This is a genomic window from Bacteroides sp. 519 (genome assembly GCF_010500955.1).
Classification (GTDB): Bacteria; Bacteroidota; Bacteroidia; order Bacteroidales; family Bacteroidaceae; genus Bacteroides.
Window position 1 is genome coordinate 1 of sequence record NZ_QVMJ01000002.1, and the last position, 16,229, is coordinate 16,229.

The 16,229-nt window shown below is 43.7% G+C and carries 15 protein-coding genes and 1 pseudogene; 15 read left to right on the plus strand and 1 reads right to left on the minus strand.

Features of this window, described 5'->3' with window-relative positions:
- Positions 1-106: 106 nt before the first annotated feature.
- The 11 genes and pseudogenes from D0T85_RS02495 (at position 107) to D0T85_RS02545 (ending at position 11,068) form a co-directional block, all read left to right on the plus strand.
- A complete protein-coding gene (locus tag D0T85_RS02495; RefSeq protein ID WP_163209917.1) occupies positions 107-646 on the plus strand; it encodes a hypothetical protein in 540 nt (179 codons plus the stop codon).
- Between the two features lie 679 nt (positions 647-1,325).
- Positions 1,326-1,610: a hypothetical protein gene (locus D0T85_RS02500; RefSeq protein ID WP_163209919.1), complete on the plus strand. Its 285-nt coding sequence runs from the start codon at positions 1,326-1,328 to the stop codon at positions 1,608-1,610.
- Between the two features lie 18 nt (positions 1,611-1,628).
- Positions 1,629-1,994 (plus strand): hypothetical protein, encoded by a 366-nt coding sequence (locus D0T85_RS02505; protein WP_163209921.1) that lies wholly within the window; start codon positions 1,629-1,631, stop codon positions 1,992-1,994.
- Positions 1,995-2,224: 230 nt separating this feature from the next.
- Positions 2,225-2,980: a ParA family protein gene (locus tag D0T85_RS02510; protein ID WP_163209923.1), complete on the plus strand. Its 756-nt coding sequence runs from the start codon at positions 2,225-2,227 to the stop codon at positions 2,978-2,980.
- Between the two features lie 5 nt (positions 2,981-2,985).
- The gene (locus D0T85_RS02515) at positions 2,986-3,243 is read left to right on the plus strand and encodes a hypothetical protein (RefSeq protein WP_163209925.1); all 258 of its coding nucleotides are present in this window, start codon (positions 2,986-2,988) and stop codon (positions 3,241-3,243) included.
- 3 nt (positions 3,244-3,246) lie between these two features.
- Complete coding sequence (locus D0T85_RS02520; RefSeq protein ID WP_163209928.1) at positions 3,247-4,020, plus strand: SDR family oxidoreductase; 774 nt, start codon at positions 3,247-3,249, stop codon at positions 4,018-4,020.
- A 40-nt stretch (positions 4,021-4,060) separates the two neighbouring features.
- Positions 4,061-4,762 (plus strand): annotated as a pseudogene (locus D0T85_RS02525) (helix-hairpin-helix domain-containing protein); the annotation flags it as partial.
- Positions 4,749-7,907: an efflux RND transporter permease subunit gene (locus tag D0T85_RS02530; protein WP_163209930.1), complete on the plus strand. Its 3,159-nt coding sequence runs from the start codon at positions 4,749-4,751 to the stop codon at positions 7,905-7,907. The pseudogene D0T85_RS02525 and the gene D0T85_RS02530, both read left to right, overlap by 14 nt.
- 5 nt (positions 7,908-7,912) lie before the next feature.
- A complete protein-coding gene (locus tag D0T85_RS02535; protein WP_163209932.1) occupies positions 7,913-9,307 on the plus strand; it encodes an efflux transporter outer membrane subunit in 1,395 nt (464 codons plus the stop codon).
- Positions 9,308-9,719: 412 nt separating this feature from the next.
- Entirely contained in the window at positions 9,720-10,493 is a 774-nt protein-coding gene (locus tag D0T85_RS02540; protein ID WP_163209935.1) for a hypothetical protein, read from the plus strand.
- A 179-nt stretch (positions 10,494-10,672) separates the two neighbouring features.
- On the plus strand, positions 10,673-11,068 hold the full coding sequence (locus D0T85_RS02545; protein WP_163209937.1) for a hypothetical protein: 396 nt from the start codon (positions 10,673-10,675) through the stop codon (positions 11,066-11,068).
- Here the strand turns inward: D0T85_RS02545 and D0T85_RS02550 are convergent.
- Positions 10,995-11,681: a M23 family metallopeptidase gene (locus D0T85_RS02550; RefSeq protein WP_163209939.1), complete on the minus strand. Its 687-nt coding sequence runs from the start codon at positions 11,679-11,681 to the stop codon at positions 10,995-10,997. The genes D0T85_RS02545 and D0T85_RS02550 overlap by 74 nt on opposite strands.
- Positions 11,682-11,960: 279 nt before the next feature.
- On the opposite strand from D0T85_RS02550, the gene D0T85_RS02555 reads away from it, so the two are divergent.
- The 4 genes from D0T85_RS02555 (at position 11,961) to D0T85_RS02570 (ending at position 16,229) form a co-directional block, all read left to right on the plus strand.
- A complete protein-coding gene (locus tag D0T85_RS02555) occupies positions 11,961-12,725 on the plus strand; it encodes a DUF4099 domain-containing protein (RefSeq protein ID WP_163209942.1) in 765 nt (254 codons plus the stop codon).
- 5 nt (positions 12,726-12,730) lie between these two features.
- Complete coding sequence (locus D0T85_RS02560) at positions 12,731-12,955, plus strand: hypothetical protein (RefSeq protein WP_163209944.1); 225 nt, start codon at positions 12,731-12,733, stop codon at positions 12,953-12,955.
- 62 nt (positions 12,956-13,017) lie between these two features.
- A complete protein-coding gene (locus D0T85_RS02565; protein ID WP_163209946.1) occupies positions 13,018-14,613 on the plus strand; it encodes a hypothetical protein in 1,596 nt (531 codons plus the stop codon).
- Between the two features lie 29 nt (positions 14,614-14,642).
- Complete coding sequence (locus tag D0T85_RS02570; RefSeq protein ID WP_163209948.1) at positions 14,643-16,229, plus strand: toprim domain-containing protein; 1,587 nt, start codon at positions 14,643-14,645, stop codon at positions 16,227-16,229.

The following is a 16,229-nucleotide window of genomic DNA, read 5'->3' on the forward strand; positions in this document are numbered from 1 at the left end:
GAAACAATCCTATAATTGATTCTCAATATGTTATGATTGACATAGTGGGAAATAGAAGTGCAATTTTTATGAAAATTATTTTTAAGAGTGAAAGTTGGGCTCGGGCATGACATGGCCGGCTACGGCTACGGATCAAAACTCCATGTTTATGGACGACCAGAAGAATATCTATGTATCCTGCTATGGTACGCTGGGAATGTTTAATAGTGGTCTTTTACGGATCAAAAATGGTGAAACGGAGTTTGACCCGGATTATCAGTTTGTGATGAACAATACACCTATCAGCGGTGAGGCTAACAAGTTAAACTACCTCAGTAGCATCGTGTATCATCAGGGCAATAAGGTTTATGGAGTAGCCAATCTTCCTGCCTATTTCAGCGATCCCACTGCTCCGGACTATTTTAACGACCGCTTCAATCAACCAGTGGAGATCGATCTGGAAGCGAAGACAATCAAAGCTTTGCCTTTGCCTCGCAGTAATGGGTACGGCGTTGTAGTGGGGATTTATGATAATCAGGTGGTTTTCGGTCTGGCTACTGATACGGATACTGGTTTTTATGTATATACACCTGCGTCGGGAACGGCTAGTCAGCAGGCGGTGGTTAGTGTTACGGGGTATCCTTATAAATTTTATCAATTTAAATAATAACCTGATACTAAACATTCCGGTTTTCTTGACCGTAACTCACGGATATATTTAATTTTCCCTTGTTCTGCCGTGAGACAGGACGAGGGATTTCTTTTCTCACGGGACAAGCCAATGTCCGGATTTCCATTTTATATCCTCTTATCTTCCTATTACAAAAAGGCTTTCCCAGCCCCAAAGTGATAGGAATGTCTGTTTCTGAATACCACCTCCCTTTGGTCAGCCATATTCAGAAAAGGACAAACAGCGGCACATTCCTTGCATCATAGCACCGGAACTTCGATAAATCGAAGCAACCCAGTCCATCGATGCCGGAACAAGCCACTTTTTTGTTTGCCCCGGCAGACTTTATTGTTTACCCGCCCAAGCCTTTTTCATCCTGTTGTAATCATTTCCTTTATAAGAAACTTCTTCCTTTTATATCGTTTCAGCGCATATCAGAAGATTCTATCTATCCGATGGGCTTTACCAGATGCGAATGTCTGTCACCCGACTTAAAAGCCAGGTTTAAAGTGTATTTCTTTCAGATTCTTCCTCCTGCGGAGAGTAATCATCAGAAAAACCGGCTTCTAAAGTCAGGCCAGCGACAGTTGAATTGCACTGATAAATTCCCAATCGGCTTCGATAAGAAAAGTCTGAGGTTAGGGGAAATAAATGTTTCATTTAAAACAATTTGTATATGGAAAATTATCAGAACATCGAGCAGACAAAGGAGTACCAACTGGCTAAGGTTGTTGAAAACGGATTGAACAATTATTGTTTCAACCCCAAGTACTTCGCAGCAACGATCCCAATGATGCACCCAACATTGCAGCAGTCTCTTTATCGATTAATCCGCGAATGCTTAAAAGTCATGGCGGATGACAACCGCTATTATGATGACCGTAACCGAGCTTCCCATGAAGATGCAAAAGCAATGCTGGAATACCTTCAGGAGAAAGGAAAACCAATACCATTTATTTAATTCTTAATACATACAGTTATGGACAAGGAGTATGTTTTGCAGGTTGCAGAGACCGCCAAAAATCAGTTATTGGCAACAACCCCGATGAATATCATCCTTTCTTGGGGAGTAGAGAAATTTATCGCCACAGTGTTCAATGAAATGCCGGCACTCAGGTTCAGTGTAAACGGACGCTTGTTCAAGGGGTTTGTGATAGTAGCCCTCAATGGTAGTGACTATTACGAAATTTACTTGGTGAATTATCAAGAGACCAAATGTATCACCGATAGAGCTTTTTTTGATGAAGTAGGTGAAATCATTGACAGATCCATCGAAAGTGGTACCAATAAAACCGAATACGAACAGTTCTGTCGGCAACAATGGAATGAGCTATTAACAAAATAGTCTGTTACCAATCATCCTTTAGTCCATATAGTATTTATAATATGGCCAAAAGGATGATATTTTCAATATGACCAATCAAGATTATATATGCAGATAATATGCTGTATATCAACAAATACTACTTATAGTAATTACTAAATAAAGTAAAACAGTAATCATATTCAATACTAACAATAGTATATACTAATATAATTATTACTTTTGTATTCCAAATGTAAAAACAGAATAAGATGCCCAGTATTATAGCTATATTAAATCATAAAGGTGGCGTAGGAAAAACTACCACCACTATCAATCTTGCCGCTGCCCTGCAACAAAAAGGCAAGAAGGTTCTTGTTATAGACCTTGACGGACAAGCGAACCTTACCGAATCCTTCGGTTTCTCTATTGAGGAACCGAACACAGTATATGGAGCGATGAAAGGTGAATACCCTCTTCCTCTTATAAAAACCGAAAACGGCATTACCTTAGTTCCGTCCTGTCTGGATTTGTCTGCGGCAGAATCGGAACTTATCAATGAGCCGGGACGGGAAATGATTTTGAGGCAACTGATTGGTAAGCTGCCTAAAGAAAATAAGTTTGATTACATCCTTATTGATTGTCCCCCTTCATTGGGATTGCTTACCTTGAACGCATTAACGGCAGCCGACTTCCTGATTGTACCGGTACAGGCTCAATTCTTGGCAATGCGAGGCATGGCTAAGATTATGAACGTTATCAGCATTGTTCAAGAGCGACTCAACCCCAATTTAAAGATAGGTGGCATTGTCATTACCCAATACGACAAACGTAAGACGCTGAACAAAAGCGTTACGGAGATTATCAATGAATCTTTTTGCGAAAAGGTTTTCAAGACAATTATCCGTGACAATGTGGCTTTGGCAGAAGCTCCTATTAAGGGAAAGAATATCTACGAGTACAACAAGAATAGTAACGGAGCAAAGGATTACATGGCTTTAGCCGGGGAAGTCCTGAAATTGAAATAACAGATATGGGAAAAAGCGATTCATTAAAAGACAGTATGAAAGGCGGATTAAACGGCCTCCTTTCATCAACTACACCCTCTTCTATAGAGGATAAACCTGCCAAAGTAACAACTGAAAAAGAAACAGTGGTACACTGTAATTTTCTCATCAACAAGAGCATTCATACAAGAATGAAGTATCTGGCAATCGAAAAGGATATGTCCTTGAAAGACATTGTAAACGAAGCCATGAAGGAATATCTGGATAAGCACGAAAAGAAATAATCCATGAGCAGAACAATCATAGTGACCGGAGGAGCCAACGGCATTGGTCGTTGCATAACGGAACACTTCGCATCAGAGGGTGATACTGTATATATCCTGGATAAAGAAGCCAAGCAGACCGTAGTAGTAGCCAATGAGATGCAACATAAAGGCTGGAATGTCATTGGGTATATCGGAGATATAGCAGACAAACAGACCCTTATAGACTTTGCAGGAAAAGTTCTTTCGGAGCATCCCGAAGGCATTCATTGCATCATCAACAATGCCTGCTTGATGCAGGGAGGTGTGTTGGAAGGTTGCGAGTATGAGGATTTCCTTTACGTCCAACGGGTAGGTGTAGCCGCTCCCTTCATGTTGGCAAAGCTCTTCAAAGACCATTTTATCGGTCTGGGTTCTATCGTGAATATCTCTTCCACACGAGCGTTTCAATCACAACCCAACACGGAAAGCTATACGGCCGCCAAAGGCGGCATCACAGCTTTGACCCATTCGCTTGCCGTCAGTCTATCTGGTATTGCACGTGTCAATTCCATTGCGCCGGGATGGATAGAGACAGGTACACATCAGGAAGCAGCATTTGTACCTTCAAATGAAAATGATTACATACAGCATCCTTCTCAACGGGTGGGTAACCCCGATGACATAGCCCGGGCGGTCGCTTTCCTGTGTGATGAGCGAAACTCATTCATCAACGGTGAGAATATTACCATCGACGGGGGTATGAGCAAGCTGATGGTTTATCACAATGATTGCGGATGGGAATATAAAGCCCGATAATCCATAACAATCAAGAAGAATAGTTGAAGAGAAAAGACAGATGATAAAGCTCCGTTGCGTAGTAGAACGTATCACCTATCAGAATCCGGATAATGGATATTCGGTCATGAAAGTCAATGTAAAAGGTTACAATGACCCTGTAACCCTTGTAGGCAACCTGCTGGAAGTTCCGGTAGGCAGTGTCCTATTATGCGACGGCAACTGGAAAGTCGATAAGAAATACGGAAGCCAGTTTGTTGCAGAATCGTGGGAAGAAGTTATGCCCGCTACTATCTATGGCATCGAGAAGTATTTAGGTAGCGGACTGGTAAAAGGCATCGGCCCCAAGTTTGCCAAACTGATTGTAGCAAAGTTCGGGTTGGAGACCATTGATGTGATAGAGAGCGACATCGAACGCTTGTATGAAGTGCCCGGCATCGGCAAGAAGCGTGTGGAAAAGATCGCTGAAAGTTGGGAAAAGCAGAAAGACATCAAGAACGTGATGCTTTTCCTTCAAGGTTATGGAGTAAGTACCGCATACGCTGCCAAAATCTATCGACAGTATGGCAAGGAAAGTATTGACAAGGTGAAGGATAATCCGTATCGCCTGGCGGATGATATCTGGGGCATCGGTTTCAAGACCGCCGACGGTATCGCTGCCAAGATGGGCTACGAAAAGAGTGATTTACGCCGTTGCCGGAGTGGAATCCTATACACGCTGAGCCAACTGTCCAATGACGGTCATGTATATGCGGAAGAAGAACATCGACCGACCGGTATTATCCACCGTAATATCCATCCTGATTGTCGTGCTCGGCATCATCGGACTGGTCACACTTCCCATCGAAACCTATCCCGATATCGCCCCGCCCACGGTAAAAATACAAACCACCTACTCCGGTGCCAATGCCGATGTTATCATGAAATCGGTTATCATACCCATCGAAGAAGCCGTGAACGGGGTCGAGGGCATGACCTACATGACCTCCTCCGCCTCCAACAGCGGTCAGGCCACGGTTACCGTTTATTTCAAGCAGGGAGTAAACCCCGACATTGCCGCCGTAAACGTGCAGAACCTCGTATCGAAGGCCACCCCCTTGCTGCCGCAGGAAGTAACCCGCGTAGGCGTTACCGTCCAGAAACAGCAAACCAGCACCATCATGATGATTGCCCTCACATCTGATAATGATGACTATGACGATAGCTTCCTGCAGAACTACGCCAACATCCATATCCTGCCGCAGATAAAACGCGTATACGGCGTGGGAAACGCCAGTGTAAGCGGCTCCAAAGATTATTCCATGCGCATTTGGTTGCGACCCGATAAGATGACCGCTTACCACATTAACCCTTCCGAAGTCATAGCCGCCCTTACCGACCAGAACGTGGAAGCCGCCCCCGGAGAAATCGGGCAGAACAGTGACCAGAGCTTTCAGTACACTCTCAAATACACCGGTCGGCTGGCTTCCACAGAAGAATTTGAAGACATCATCATTCGCCATGACAAAGGCCAGATACTCCGCCTGCGCGATGTGGCCGAAGTAGAACTCGGCGCCCTGAGCTACGCCGTAGAAACCGCCCTTAACGGCAAGAGCGCGGTAGCCATAACCGTTAATCAAACGGCCGGTTCCAACGCCAATGAACTTATAACGAATATAAAATCGGCCATTGACGATGCCGCGAAAACATTCCCCAAAGGACTGAAAGTGGTCTATGTGATGGACTCCAGCGAGTTCCTCAACGTCTCCATCCGGAAAGTAATCGTCACGCTGATCGAAGCATTCATTCTCGTCTTTCTGGTTGTTTTCGTGTTTCTGCAAAGCGTGCGCTCCACCCTTATACCCGCTATTGCCGTGCCCGTTGCCATTGTCGGAACCTTTTTCTTTCTGCAACTGTTCGGGTTTTCTATCAACCTGCTCACCCTTTTTGCCCTGGTATTGGCCATCGGTATCGTAGTAGACGATGCCATTGTGGTGGTAGAAGCCGTCCATGCACAAATGGAGGCCGGCGAAAGGAACCCTAAAAAAGCATCCGTCAAGGCGATGAAGGAAATAGCCCCCGCTATTATTTCCATTACCTTGGTTATGGCCTCCGTGTTTATACCGGTCAGCTTTATCAGCGGAACCACTGGAGTCTTTTATAAACAATTCGGCTTAACACTGGCCACGGCCATTCTTATCTCCGCCATCAATGCCCTCACGCTCAGTCCCGCACTGTGCGCGTTGTTCCTCAAACCGCACGATGCGCACCCGGCTGCCGGCAAAAGTCTGATCCAACGCTTTTACTACTATTTCAATCTCATCTTTACCAGCAGCACGGCAAAGTACAAACGCTCGTTGCACTTCCTCGGTAAAAAAGGTCACCGTTGGATAACCGTAACCATCATCGGCGCCAGCATAGTCCTGCTACTAGGCCTTTTGAAGATCCTCCCCACCGGATTTGTACCGCAAGAAGACAGCGGCACCATTATGTGCATGGTTACTCTTCCTCCGGGAGCATCCATGGAACGCTCGGACGAGATTATCACCGAAGTTGCCACCATGATCGAAGAACTTGAAGAAGTAGATTACGCATTAAAAATGGCCGGCATAAGCATGATTAGTGGTATGGGGAGTTCGTACGCCTCTGTGGTTATAAAGCTCAAACCGTGGGATGAAAGAAAGCGCACTTCGCAGGAAGTGGCGGCCATGCTCACGCAGAAATCCAAAAGCGATAACCGGGCGACCTATCTCTATTCCGTAGCCCCCACCATACAAGGTTTCGGACTAAGTACCGGGATAGATTTGCAACTACAGGATAAAATTGGTGGCGATATCAACCGCTTCTTCCAAATCACCCAAAACTTCCTCGCGGAGATGAACAAGCGCGAAGAAGTAATGATTGCCATGACCAACTATAATCCAAACTTCCCCCAGAAAGAACTGCATGCCAACATGGCAAAGATAAAAGAGGCCGGCCTAACCCTCAACAGCGTAATGACCACCCTACAGGCCTACGTGGGAAGCATGTACGTGTCTAACTTTAATCTCTACGGGAAACAATTCCGCGTAATGGTGCAGGCCACCCCCGAATATCGCTCCCGGATGGACGATCTTCATAAGCTATCCGTCATGACGGCAAGTGGCGAAATGGCTCCCATCACCGAATTTATAAGCATTAAAGATGTCACCGGACCGCAGTCACTGGCCCGCTTCAACATGTTTTCGTCCATTGACGCCATCCTCATTCCGAACTTTGCCGGAGGATACAATACAGGCAACCTGATCGAAGTAATCGAAGAAGTCAGCTCCCAAACCATCCCTGACGGATATGGGTATGATTATGCCGGGCTCTCCCGCGAGGAGGCGGAAAGCAGCAATCAAACGGCTCTCATATTCGGCTTATGTCTAATTTTTGTATACCTCCTGCTCGCCGCATTATACGAAAGTTATATCACTCCGCTAAGCGTTATCTTCTCCTTACCCATAGGGCTCGCCGGAGCTTATGCCTTCATCATGCTATTCGGACTGAAACACAGCATCGTTAATAATATATACGTTCAGATATCGCTGATTATGCTCATCGGTCTGCTTGCCAAAAACGCTATCCTCATCGTAGAATACGCCGTTCAGAGAAGGCAAGCCGGAATGAGCATTGTAGATGCTGCCGTGAATGGAGCCGTAGCCCGCCTGCGTCCCATCCTGATGACTTCTTTTGCTTTTATCTGCGGTTTGCTGCCCCTGATGTTCGCAAGCGGCGCGGGATCTATTGGTAATAAATCCATTGGTATCAGCGCCGTTGGAGGTATGTTTGTCGGAACCATGCTTGGAGTATTGGTCATACCTTCTCTTTACATCATATTCCAAAGTATACAGGAGAAGTTCAGCAAATCAGGAGTGGTTAATTCGGACGAAAGTATGGAGGATTAATGAATATGAGAAACAGATATACACAAGCGATTACTATACTGGGAGCTGCCTTCCTAATTGGATTGCAATCTTGTAGCATTACAAAATCGTATAAAGCCCCGGAAATGAATGTTGAAAATCTGTATAGAGATATGAACTCTTCGGATACTACAACAATTGCATCCATACCGTGGAGAGAATACTTTGTTGACCCGCTATTGCAGTCCTTAATAGAAGAATGCCTGGCTAACAATTTCGATCTGAAAATAGCCGCCGCACGCGTGGAACAGGCCGGAGCCAACCTAAGCATGGCCAAAGCAGCTTATTTTCCAACGATAGCTATTGTCGGCGAGGTTGAACATAGCCGGTACAGCGTCAACGGAGACGTGCTGCAAGATTACGCCAATACATACACCTTAGGACTTGCCACAACCTGGGAGCTAGACCTCTGGGGAAAACTGAACAGGCAATCGAAGGCAAAGTATGCACAATTCCTATCTACCCAGGAATATAGGAATCTGGTTCAGACCAACCTTATTGCCGGAATTGCTACGGCATATTACACCCTTTTATCCCTCGATGAACAGTTGAGAATCTCTAACGAAGCTATTGTGCTGTTAGAAGAAATGGTTGAAACCACCGAAGCCTTAAAAGAAGCCGGTATGCAGAATGCGGCAGCCGTAGAACAAATGAAGGCCTCTCTGCATAGTACGGAGGTCAGCATACCCGATTTGGAAAGCGGAATCAGGCAGTTGGAAAACACAATATGTGTTATGTTAGGCAGGGTGCCCGGGCCGATAGCCAGAAATTTGTTCGCCACTCAAACTGTGCCCACGATTTTAAAAACCGGATTACCGGTACAAATGCTGGCCAATCGCCCCGATGTACGGAGTGCGGAACTGGACTTCCGTTCAGCTTATGAACTGACGTTAGCAGCCCAAGCCAGCTTTTATCCTTCTATTTCATTGAGTAGCGGTGTTATTGGGTATAGTGCCGGTACGTTATCCAAATTCTTTCAGCCAGAGAATATCATAGCCAATCTGGTGGGAGGACTTACTCAACCTATTTTTGCCAAAAAGCAATTACGTGCCAACCTGAGAATCCAGAAAGCCGCTCAGGAGATTGCCCTATTTACTTTTGAGAAAACTGTACTTACGGCTGCTCAGGAGGTATCAGATGTTCTTTATACCTACCAATCGTCTACGAGAAAGAATGAGAAAAGAAGCAGGCAACTAGCAGCTTTGAATAACTCTGTATATTATACGAAGGAGCTATTTAAGGCCGGCGAGGCTATTTATCTTGAAGTAATCACAGCCGAACAATCGCGATTGCAGGCGCAACTGGGGCAAGTAAGTGATAAATTGGAGCAACTTCAGGCCAGTGTTGATTTGTATAAGGCGCTTGGGGGAGGGGTTTATTAGAATACTCAAAGGTCGATTTTAATCAAAAAATAAATAATATGAATACAAAATGCTTTCTGCTCTTTGCTGTATATATGGTCGTTTCTCAACTGTCTTATATTGCCAATTAAGTTTAAGGGCGATTCTATCGATATAGCTTGGTTGAATGAGTGGGATGTAGAAAATGGTTTGGATTAAATATATAGTTCTGCAGCTAGTTTTATTACTGGTGTAGTTTTACTGGTTATTGGTGGATTTAATGCTTTTAGCGGAGCGTAAAGAGATAAAACCAATATAACCAATAAAAGGGGAGGTCTCGCGAAGGAGGCTCCCCTTTATTATTGAAATAATAATTTCTAACAGATTAAATTAAAAACAATGAAACAGAAAAAAAAATAATTCTCGCATTGATAGAAAGTGCCAAGAATGTCTATTGAGACAACATGAATTTGGATTAGATAAATCCAATAAAGAAAGGGATGGATTATGGATGTTCTATAAGACCGCTCATGAACTCTACCAATCTGAGGTTGTTGGAGATGGTAAGTTGTATAACCGATATGTTAGTGATTTCCTGAATAGCCATACGTATACTGATCGTGTGGATGCGGCAGGGATGAATGAACACAAGAAGAACTTTCACATCATGGAAGAACTTCTGACTGTTCGCCAAGATCTTGTACAGAGGTATTTTGCAAAAAAAAACCTCTGTTATTCTGATTATTTAGTTATGCATCATGAATTTAATACAACACAACAGTCGCCCAACTCTGAAAAGTCTACTGCTTTAGGTTCATTTCTGGCCATATCTGCTTCCAATCCGGATTTTCAATGCTGCTTTAATTCCGTGCAAATAAGCCTCATTACGAATATTGCGAATCAGGTTCATCTATTTTCTTCTGATGTGTTAGAAGCAGAGGTAAAAGCTCTCTTTGCCTGTTGCTTGGAACATCCTTTGAAATCAGCCTGTAACCGAAGAATCGCTTTTTTCTTCGATGCTTTGTGTAAATATAAGCTCATTTCGACACGATGGCAACATATCATAGATAAAAACGGGCTTATCCTATCATCGGCCAAGAATATTCTTCTTAATAGCAGCAAATTGTCTACAGCATTAAATGAAGCCAAACAAAATGATGGGTGTGTATACAGAACCATTGAGTTGAGGGTACAAGAAATATCGGCGAACAGAGAATTTAAGAAGTGATAATATAGAATTTACTAAGTTTTCCCCCGATAGTCGGTAAGCTGAGTTCCTGTTTTTTTAATTACAAATATAGAGATTTTGTATGAAGAATAGTATTTTAAAAATATGGATAAACTGTATCATCAACTATTGCATAGTTGTAAGAAATTAGCTATCTTTACATGACAAATATTTAACCTATGTCGTACATTCTCCTCATTATAGTAGCCTATTTTCTTTTAAGAATAGTCGGAAAAATGCTCCGTCATTTCATGTCATCTTCTAATGTCGCTTTTTGGCTACTGATGTTGGGATTACTCTTCATTCCTCATGGTGTATGGGTTAGCCTGACAATCATTGTCGGGCGTTATGTGGTTGCGCCTATTATGAGGCATCTGCCCAAAGAGAAAGAGAAGAATTGTTCCCGAAAGAAAGGGAGTGGAAGTGATGGTACCAACTGGAATACCATCATTATGCTGGCTATTCCTATCTTTTGGCCGTTTCTGATATTGAAATTGTTCGTCAAGGATAAGACTCTGCCGAATGATAATAGACCGTTTGACTATGAGCAACATGAGAAGAGTAATGGGCGATAGCCTTATTTTTAGTCTCTTTAATAAAATCCAGCAAGATATTCGGATTTATGTATTTATCTTTGTACTTGGTCGACAAATGTAGATGCTCGCCCGTTGTCCGTGTGCCGGTATTGCCTGTGATAGCTACCACTTCGCCGGGCTTCACTACTGTATTTTTTCTTACCAACACCTTTGAAAGATGACAGTAGCTGACGGTATAATTACCATGATGTATGGTGACATAGTTGCCGGAGTGCTTGTCATATCCCACCTTTGTAACTTCTCCCTCCATCATCGCATATACCTCATTGTTCCTTGCATGGAAATCGATGCCATTATGTAGTTTCTGCTTTCCGGTGAATGGGTCTCGTCGCCATCCATAAGGGGAATTGATAACCATTCTATCCAGTGGATAAGATACACTCAGATACTGCTGAATCCATTCATTCGGACATTCTACTTTTGATTTCCCTACCTTAGTAGAGGAATCATCTTTACTGACCTTCCCATCATCGGGTAGGTCTTGCTGTTTTTGTACCTTGTAGGAATCCACTTGTTTGCCTACCGTATAGAACTGCGCTTGAAGAAAGGAACAACTCTGAAAGAGTATGAATATTATTAATAGTGATTTCATGGAACAAAATTATATTTCATTTTAGTGTACCTTTTTACAATAACTTTCCAAACAACTATTCTTTAACGTCTTATATGTAATCATACTGTGTTTTTATACTCTGGACAAGTATTCAGTATTGTATGCACATTTATTCCTTTGAGTATGAATGTAGGTATGATTTTTATCTACAATACTAAATAAGTCGAAAATCAGAGAGATTAAAGAGAACGCACTATTTATCCTATCACCCACCATCTATTTTTGCCCGAAAAATTATTTATTAAACATATATCAATTATGAACAGAAATAGATTTTCGGATGCGGAGATACCCTATAAAATTCTCCGGAAATTCGGTTTGACTCAGGAAATGATTGGTGACCTGCCTACACATGCACTGTCACAGATTGGGGAAGGCTATCGTTCTCCAGTGTTGCCTATCAAGTTTACCGATGAACAAGGGAATATCTACAAAAGCCGTACCCGCTTTTCCCTTTATCGAACAGAAGATAACCGGGTGGATGTATTATTTTATCCACAACTAGAACAAGCCCATCTTGAGAAGTTCAGCGAAGAGAACAAAAACAAGTTGCAATCGGACAAAGCGGTTATTGATAAAATGACTACCGCTGACGGCAAAGACATACAAGCTTTTCTACAGATAGATAAGGGAACGCAGCAGATACTCTATGTGCCCACGCCAGTAATAGGCAGAAACCTTCAGGTTATAGCTGATGAATTTCACCTGAGCAATGCCGAACTTAACTGCTTACGCAATGGAACCCCGTTGACTATCCTGGCCAGTGATGACACAATCACCGTGGGAGTTGACCTGAATGAACCTACCGGTATCCGTATCTGCACCGGCGATGAACGTAGATGGAGTGCGGAGGTGAAGAAAGACTGGGAGAAATATAACTACGGATGCTTCGGTTGCTGGACAATGGATGAAGAAGGCAATCTGGACTACACCCCGGAAGAAGAGTACACCGATGAGATGTGGGAAGAGATGAAACGAAAAGGCGAAAGCCGCAAATCACAAGTTGTTAATCCCAAACTATAAGAACGATGGTAAAAGAGAAATTCTACACTGAAGAAGAGTTGGTGGAGAAAGTCCAAAAAGGAGAATTTGGCTGGCTTGATTATGTTAACCACTGCTCACGGGAATGGAAACAGGAATATACAGTGTATTGCAAATCCAGAGGACTATCCATAAATGAAGAGACGGCAGAAGCCTATATTGAGCTGAAACAACAGCAAATGGAGGAAGCCTTGGAGAATGGTGATGGTTAGAGCAATATTTAAACAGACTCTTAAACGAAATTTAAACAGGTTCTTAAACAAACAATCAGCAGATGACAATCAGAAAGAACACCAACCCTATCCCACTGAATTTACCAGTGGAATTGCAGGACACTCTTATCCGGAATGGAATGCGTGCGCATATCACGGGAAGCAGCAATGGATTCAGCCTGACCGTGCAAGGTCATGATTCGCCCATACTGACTTATCCGATTAGCGAGAAGCAACTTATGGCATTGACTGACGGGGGAACCAACTACACCAACAAACGGAGTTACAATACCTTTGCCAGTATTGTAGCTGCGGACTTTGACATGCCCAAGGACTTCGTTCACGCACGGAATGCTAACGGGCGCGTTGCGATGGGGCTGCATGGCTACCGTATCGGTACAGGAGAATACGGAAGGACGGGCATACCCCGGTGTTTCCATGCCTGGGGAGACCGATTTCTTGGCTGGACTCCCCGACAACAGGAAGGATTCCACCTCCGGCGTATCGGAGGAAACCTGTATTATCCCGGTGCCCCGATGGTACCGGAACGTCCCGACGGGCGCATGAAACCCGGAGAACTGCAAAGCGGTGGCTACGGATTTTACTACAAAGGCCAGCATACGGCTCCGGTAGCACAGCAAGATGTACTGAAGGACTTGCAAAGCGTGATTACTCCTATACAGGTAAGCCCCCGAAAAGCGGAAGCTGCGAAACCTTATAAAGAACTAATTACTTCACCCGTGTACTTCACGAATGAGAAATGGCAGGAATGTCTGGGTAGCCACGGTATCCTTGTCGATGCACAGGCAAAGAAACTGACCATACAGTCTACTGCCACACAAGCTGATTTTCAATATGATTTGACCAATGAGGAAGTCAACGTACTCACAGCTAATTCTATCAAAGAAGCGACTGTAGAGAAACGATTGGAAGTTCTAAATGAAATTATTAAGGAGGACTTCAACGGAATGGTGACGATGGAACTGCTTAACAGTAACAAGTCTCTTGACATACCCTTGCAGCCTGTTGTTCAGGAGGACTTAACGCGAGAGTTGCAGGTTATGGATAGACAGAATAACCGATTGACGGCAGATGACGGTGTTGAAATACGGGCTGAACAGTCATTACCTAAAGGTACGGTTGTGATGAACGGCAATGACCTCGCATATATGGATAACAACAAAGGCTGGTTCAGGGAAGGGAGACATGGTAGAGAGGTGACAGTGGATGCCATACAGGTGGAGCCGGCAACAGAAGGTAAATACAAGATGACTGCCATCATTGACGGGGAAACTGTAAGCCATGAGATCAGCCAAAAGCAATATGATAAATTTATGGCCATAGATGATTTTCACCGCATGAAACTCTTCTCGAAAATATTCGGGGAGGTAGATATGAAAAATAAAGGTGATGGTGTGTCATTGGGAGCTAAAATAGGAGCCGCTTTTCTGGCAGGTACGACGGTACTCGGAGAACTCGGAAGAGGATTTCATAATCATCCTTGTCCAGATGTATTCGTGGAGCATCACAGGCACAGACCGGAAGCCAGAGCTTATTTCAAGCCTGGAGTAGATACTCCAATGGATGTGGCTGCACGAAATTATGAGGCGGCGGTCAATACGGAAATGATGCAGCGAGAGGTCCGTCAAGGAATGTAGGGCCTTCATACAATTTAAAAGAAATGCTCATGGCAGAATTGAATTACGAAGATTTCAAGCGGCGTGTCAATATACAGGATTTGTTGGTAGATGCAGGCTACCGTCTTAACCGACTCGATGGGCTACGCTATCCATCCTACGTAAGAACAGGCAGTGACGGAAGACGTGTACGCGGGGATAAATTCATTATCACAGCTAACGGACTATGCTGTTTCCAACCACCGGAACAAAAGAACTACAATGTCATCTCGTTTATCAAAGAACATCCGCATTTCTTTGCGGAGTATACTCCGGGTATGAATACGGATCGATTGGTCAATCTCGTATGTAACCGATTGCTTAATCAACCGATTGGCAGGCGACCTTCAGTTGTAGCAGGCAGAGAACGCTCGGAAAAGGTTTTTGACCTGCAAGAGTATAGACGGCTGGATTTCCATAGGGATGATTGGGACAGCCAGAAAGCTTTTTACCCTTATTTCAAATCAAGAGGTATTTCTCTTGATACCCAGCGTGCGTTTAGCAATCATTTCTTCATTGCCATGAGAGAAACCTCCAATGATAAAACTTATACCAATCTCTCATTTCCCTTGCGGAAACCTAATGATCTGGCAACTATCGTGGGGCTGGAAGAACGGGGGCGTACCAATGCTGAAGGGGAAGCTGTTTATAAGGGAATGGCTACCGGAAGCAATGCTACAGAGGGTATGTGGATAGCCTGTCCGTCAGGTGAAGCATTGGATAAAGTGAAAGATGTGTATTGGTTTGAGAGTGCATACGATGCTATGGCTTATTATCAAATTATCAAGTGCGAACTGAGTTACGATAGTAACCAGAACTCGGAAAAAAAGCTGTCACGACTTGGCAAGTCTGTGTTTGTCAGTACCGGGGGTAATCCGAGTATTCACCAATTCAAGGGAATGATAACCGAAACATCCAAAGCCAATCACCATTTGTGTTTTGACAGAGACCGTGCCGGGCAACTGTTTGCTATCAATTTTGCATTGACCAAAGCAGAGAAGACATTCAATACACACCTTACCCCGAAAGGTAAACTAATTGTGGTAGATACCACTGATAAATATCATCGGCATGAACTAATTCCGGAACTGTTTGAGTTTGATCGATTATTGAAAATACTGGGTGCAGATACCCGAACACAGGGGGATGAATTGGCGAAATATATGGAAAGTTTACGGGATGAAGAAGATATTTACTCCGGGGATGAATACCTACTGCCATGTGATTTATTTGATACTTATGGGAAGTACGAGGTAGCTAGTGAGGAGTTTCATTCGGCAAAATACAGTGGATTAGTCTGTCAGGAAGATTTGGAGGATATTTACTCTGATCTGAAATCCGCTCACGGCAAGTATCAAAACGACTTGAAAGAAGCTGTATCGCGCTATGAAACAATGGAAAAACATGGTCAGATTATTTATGAACCTTGTGACAGAGAATACAAAGACTGGAATGACCAATTATTGTGCAAAAGGATAACAGCAGAGGAGAACCATGCTGTTAATCGGGCCTCGGAAAATACTGTCACATCTGGAAATAGTTCAGGAGATGAAGAAAATAACGAGGAAGAAGAAAGAATCTGTCATTTTCATAGATAA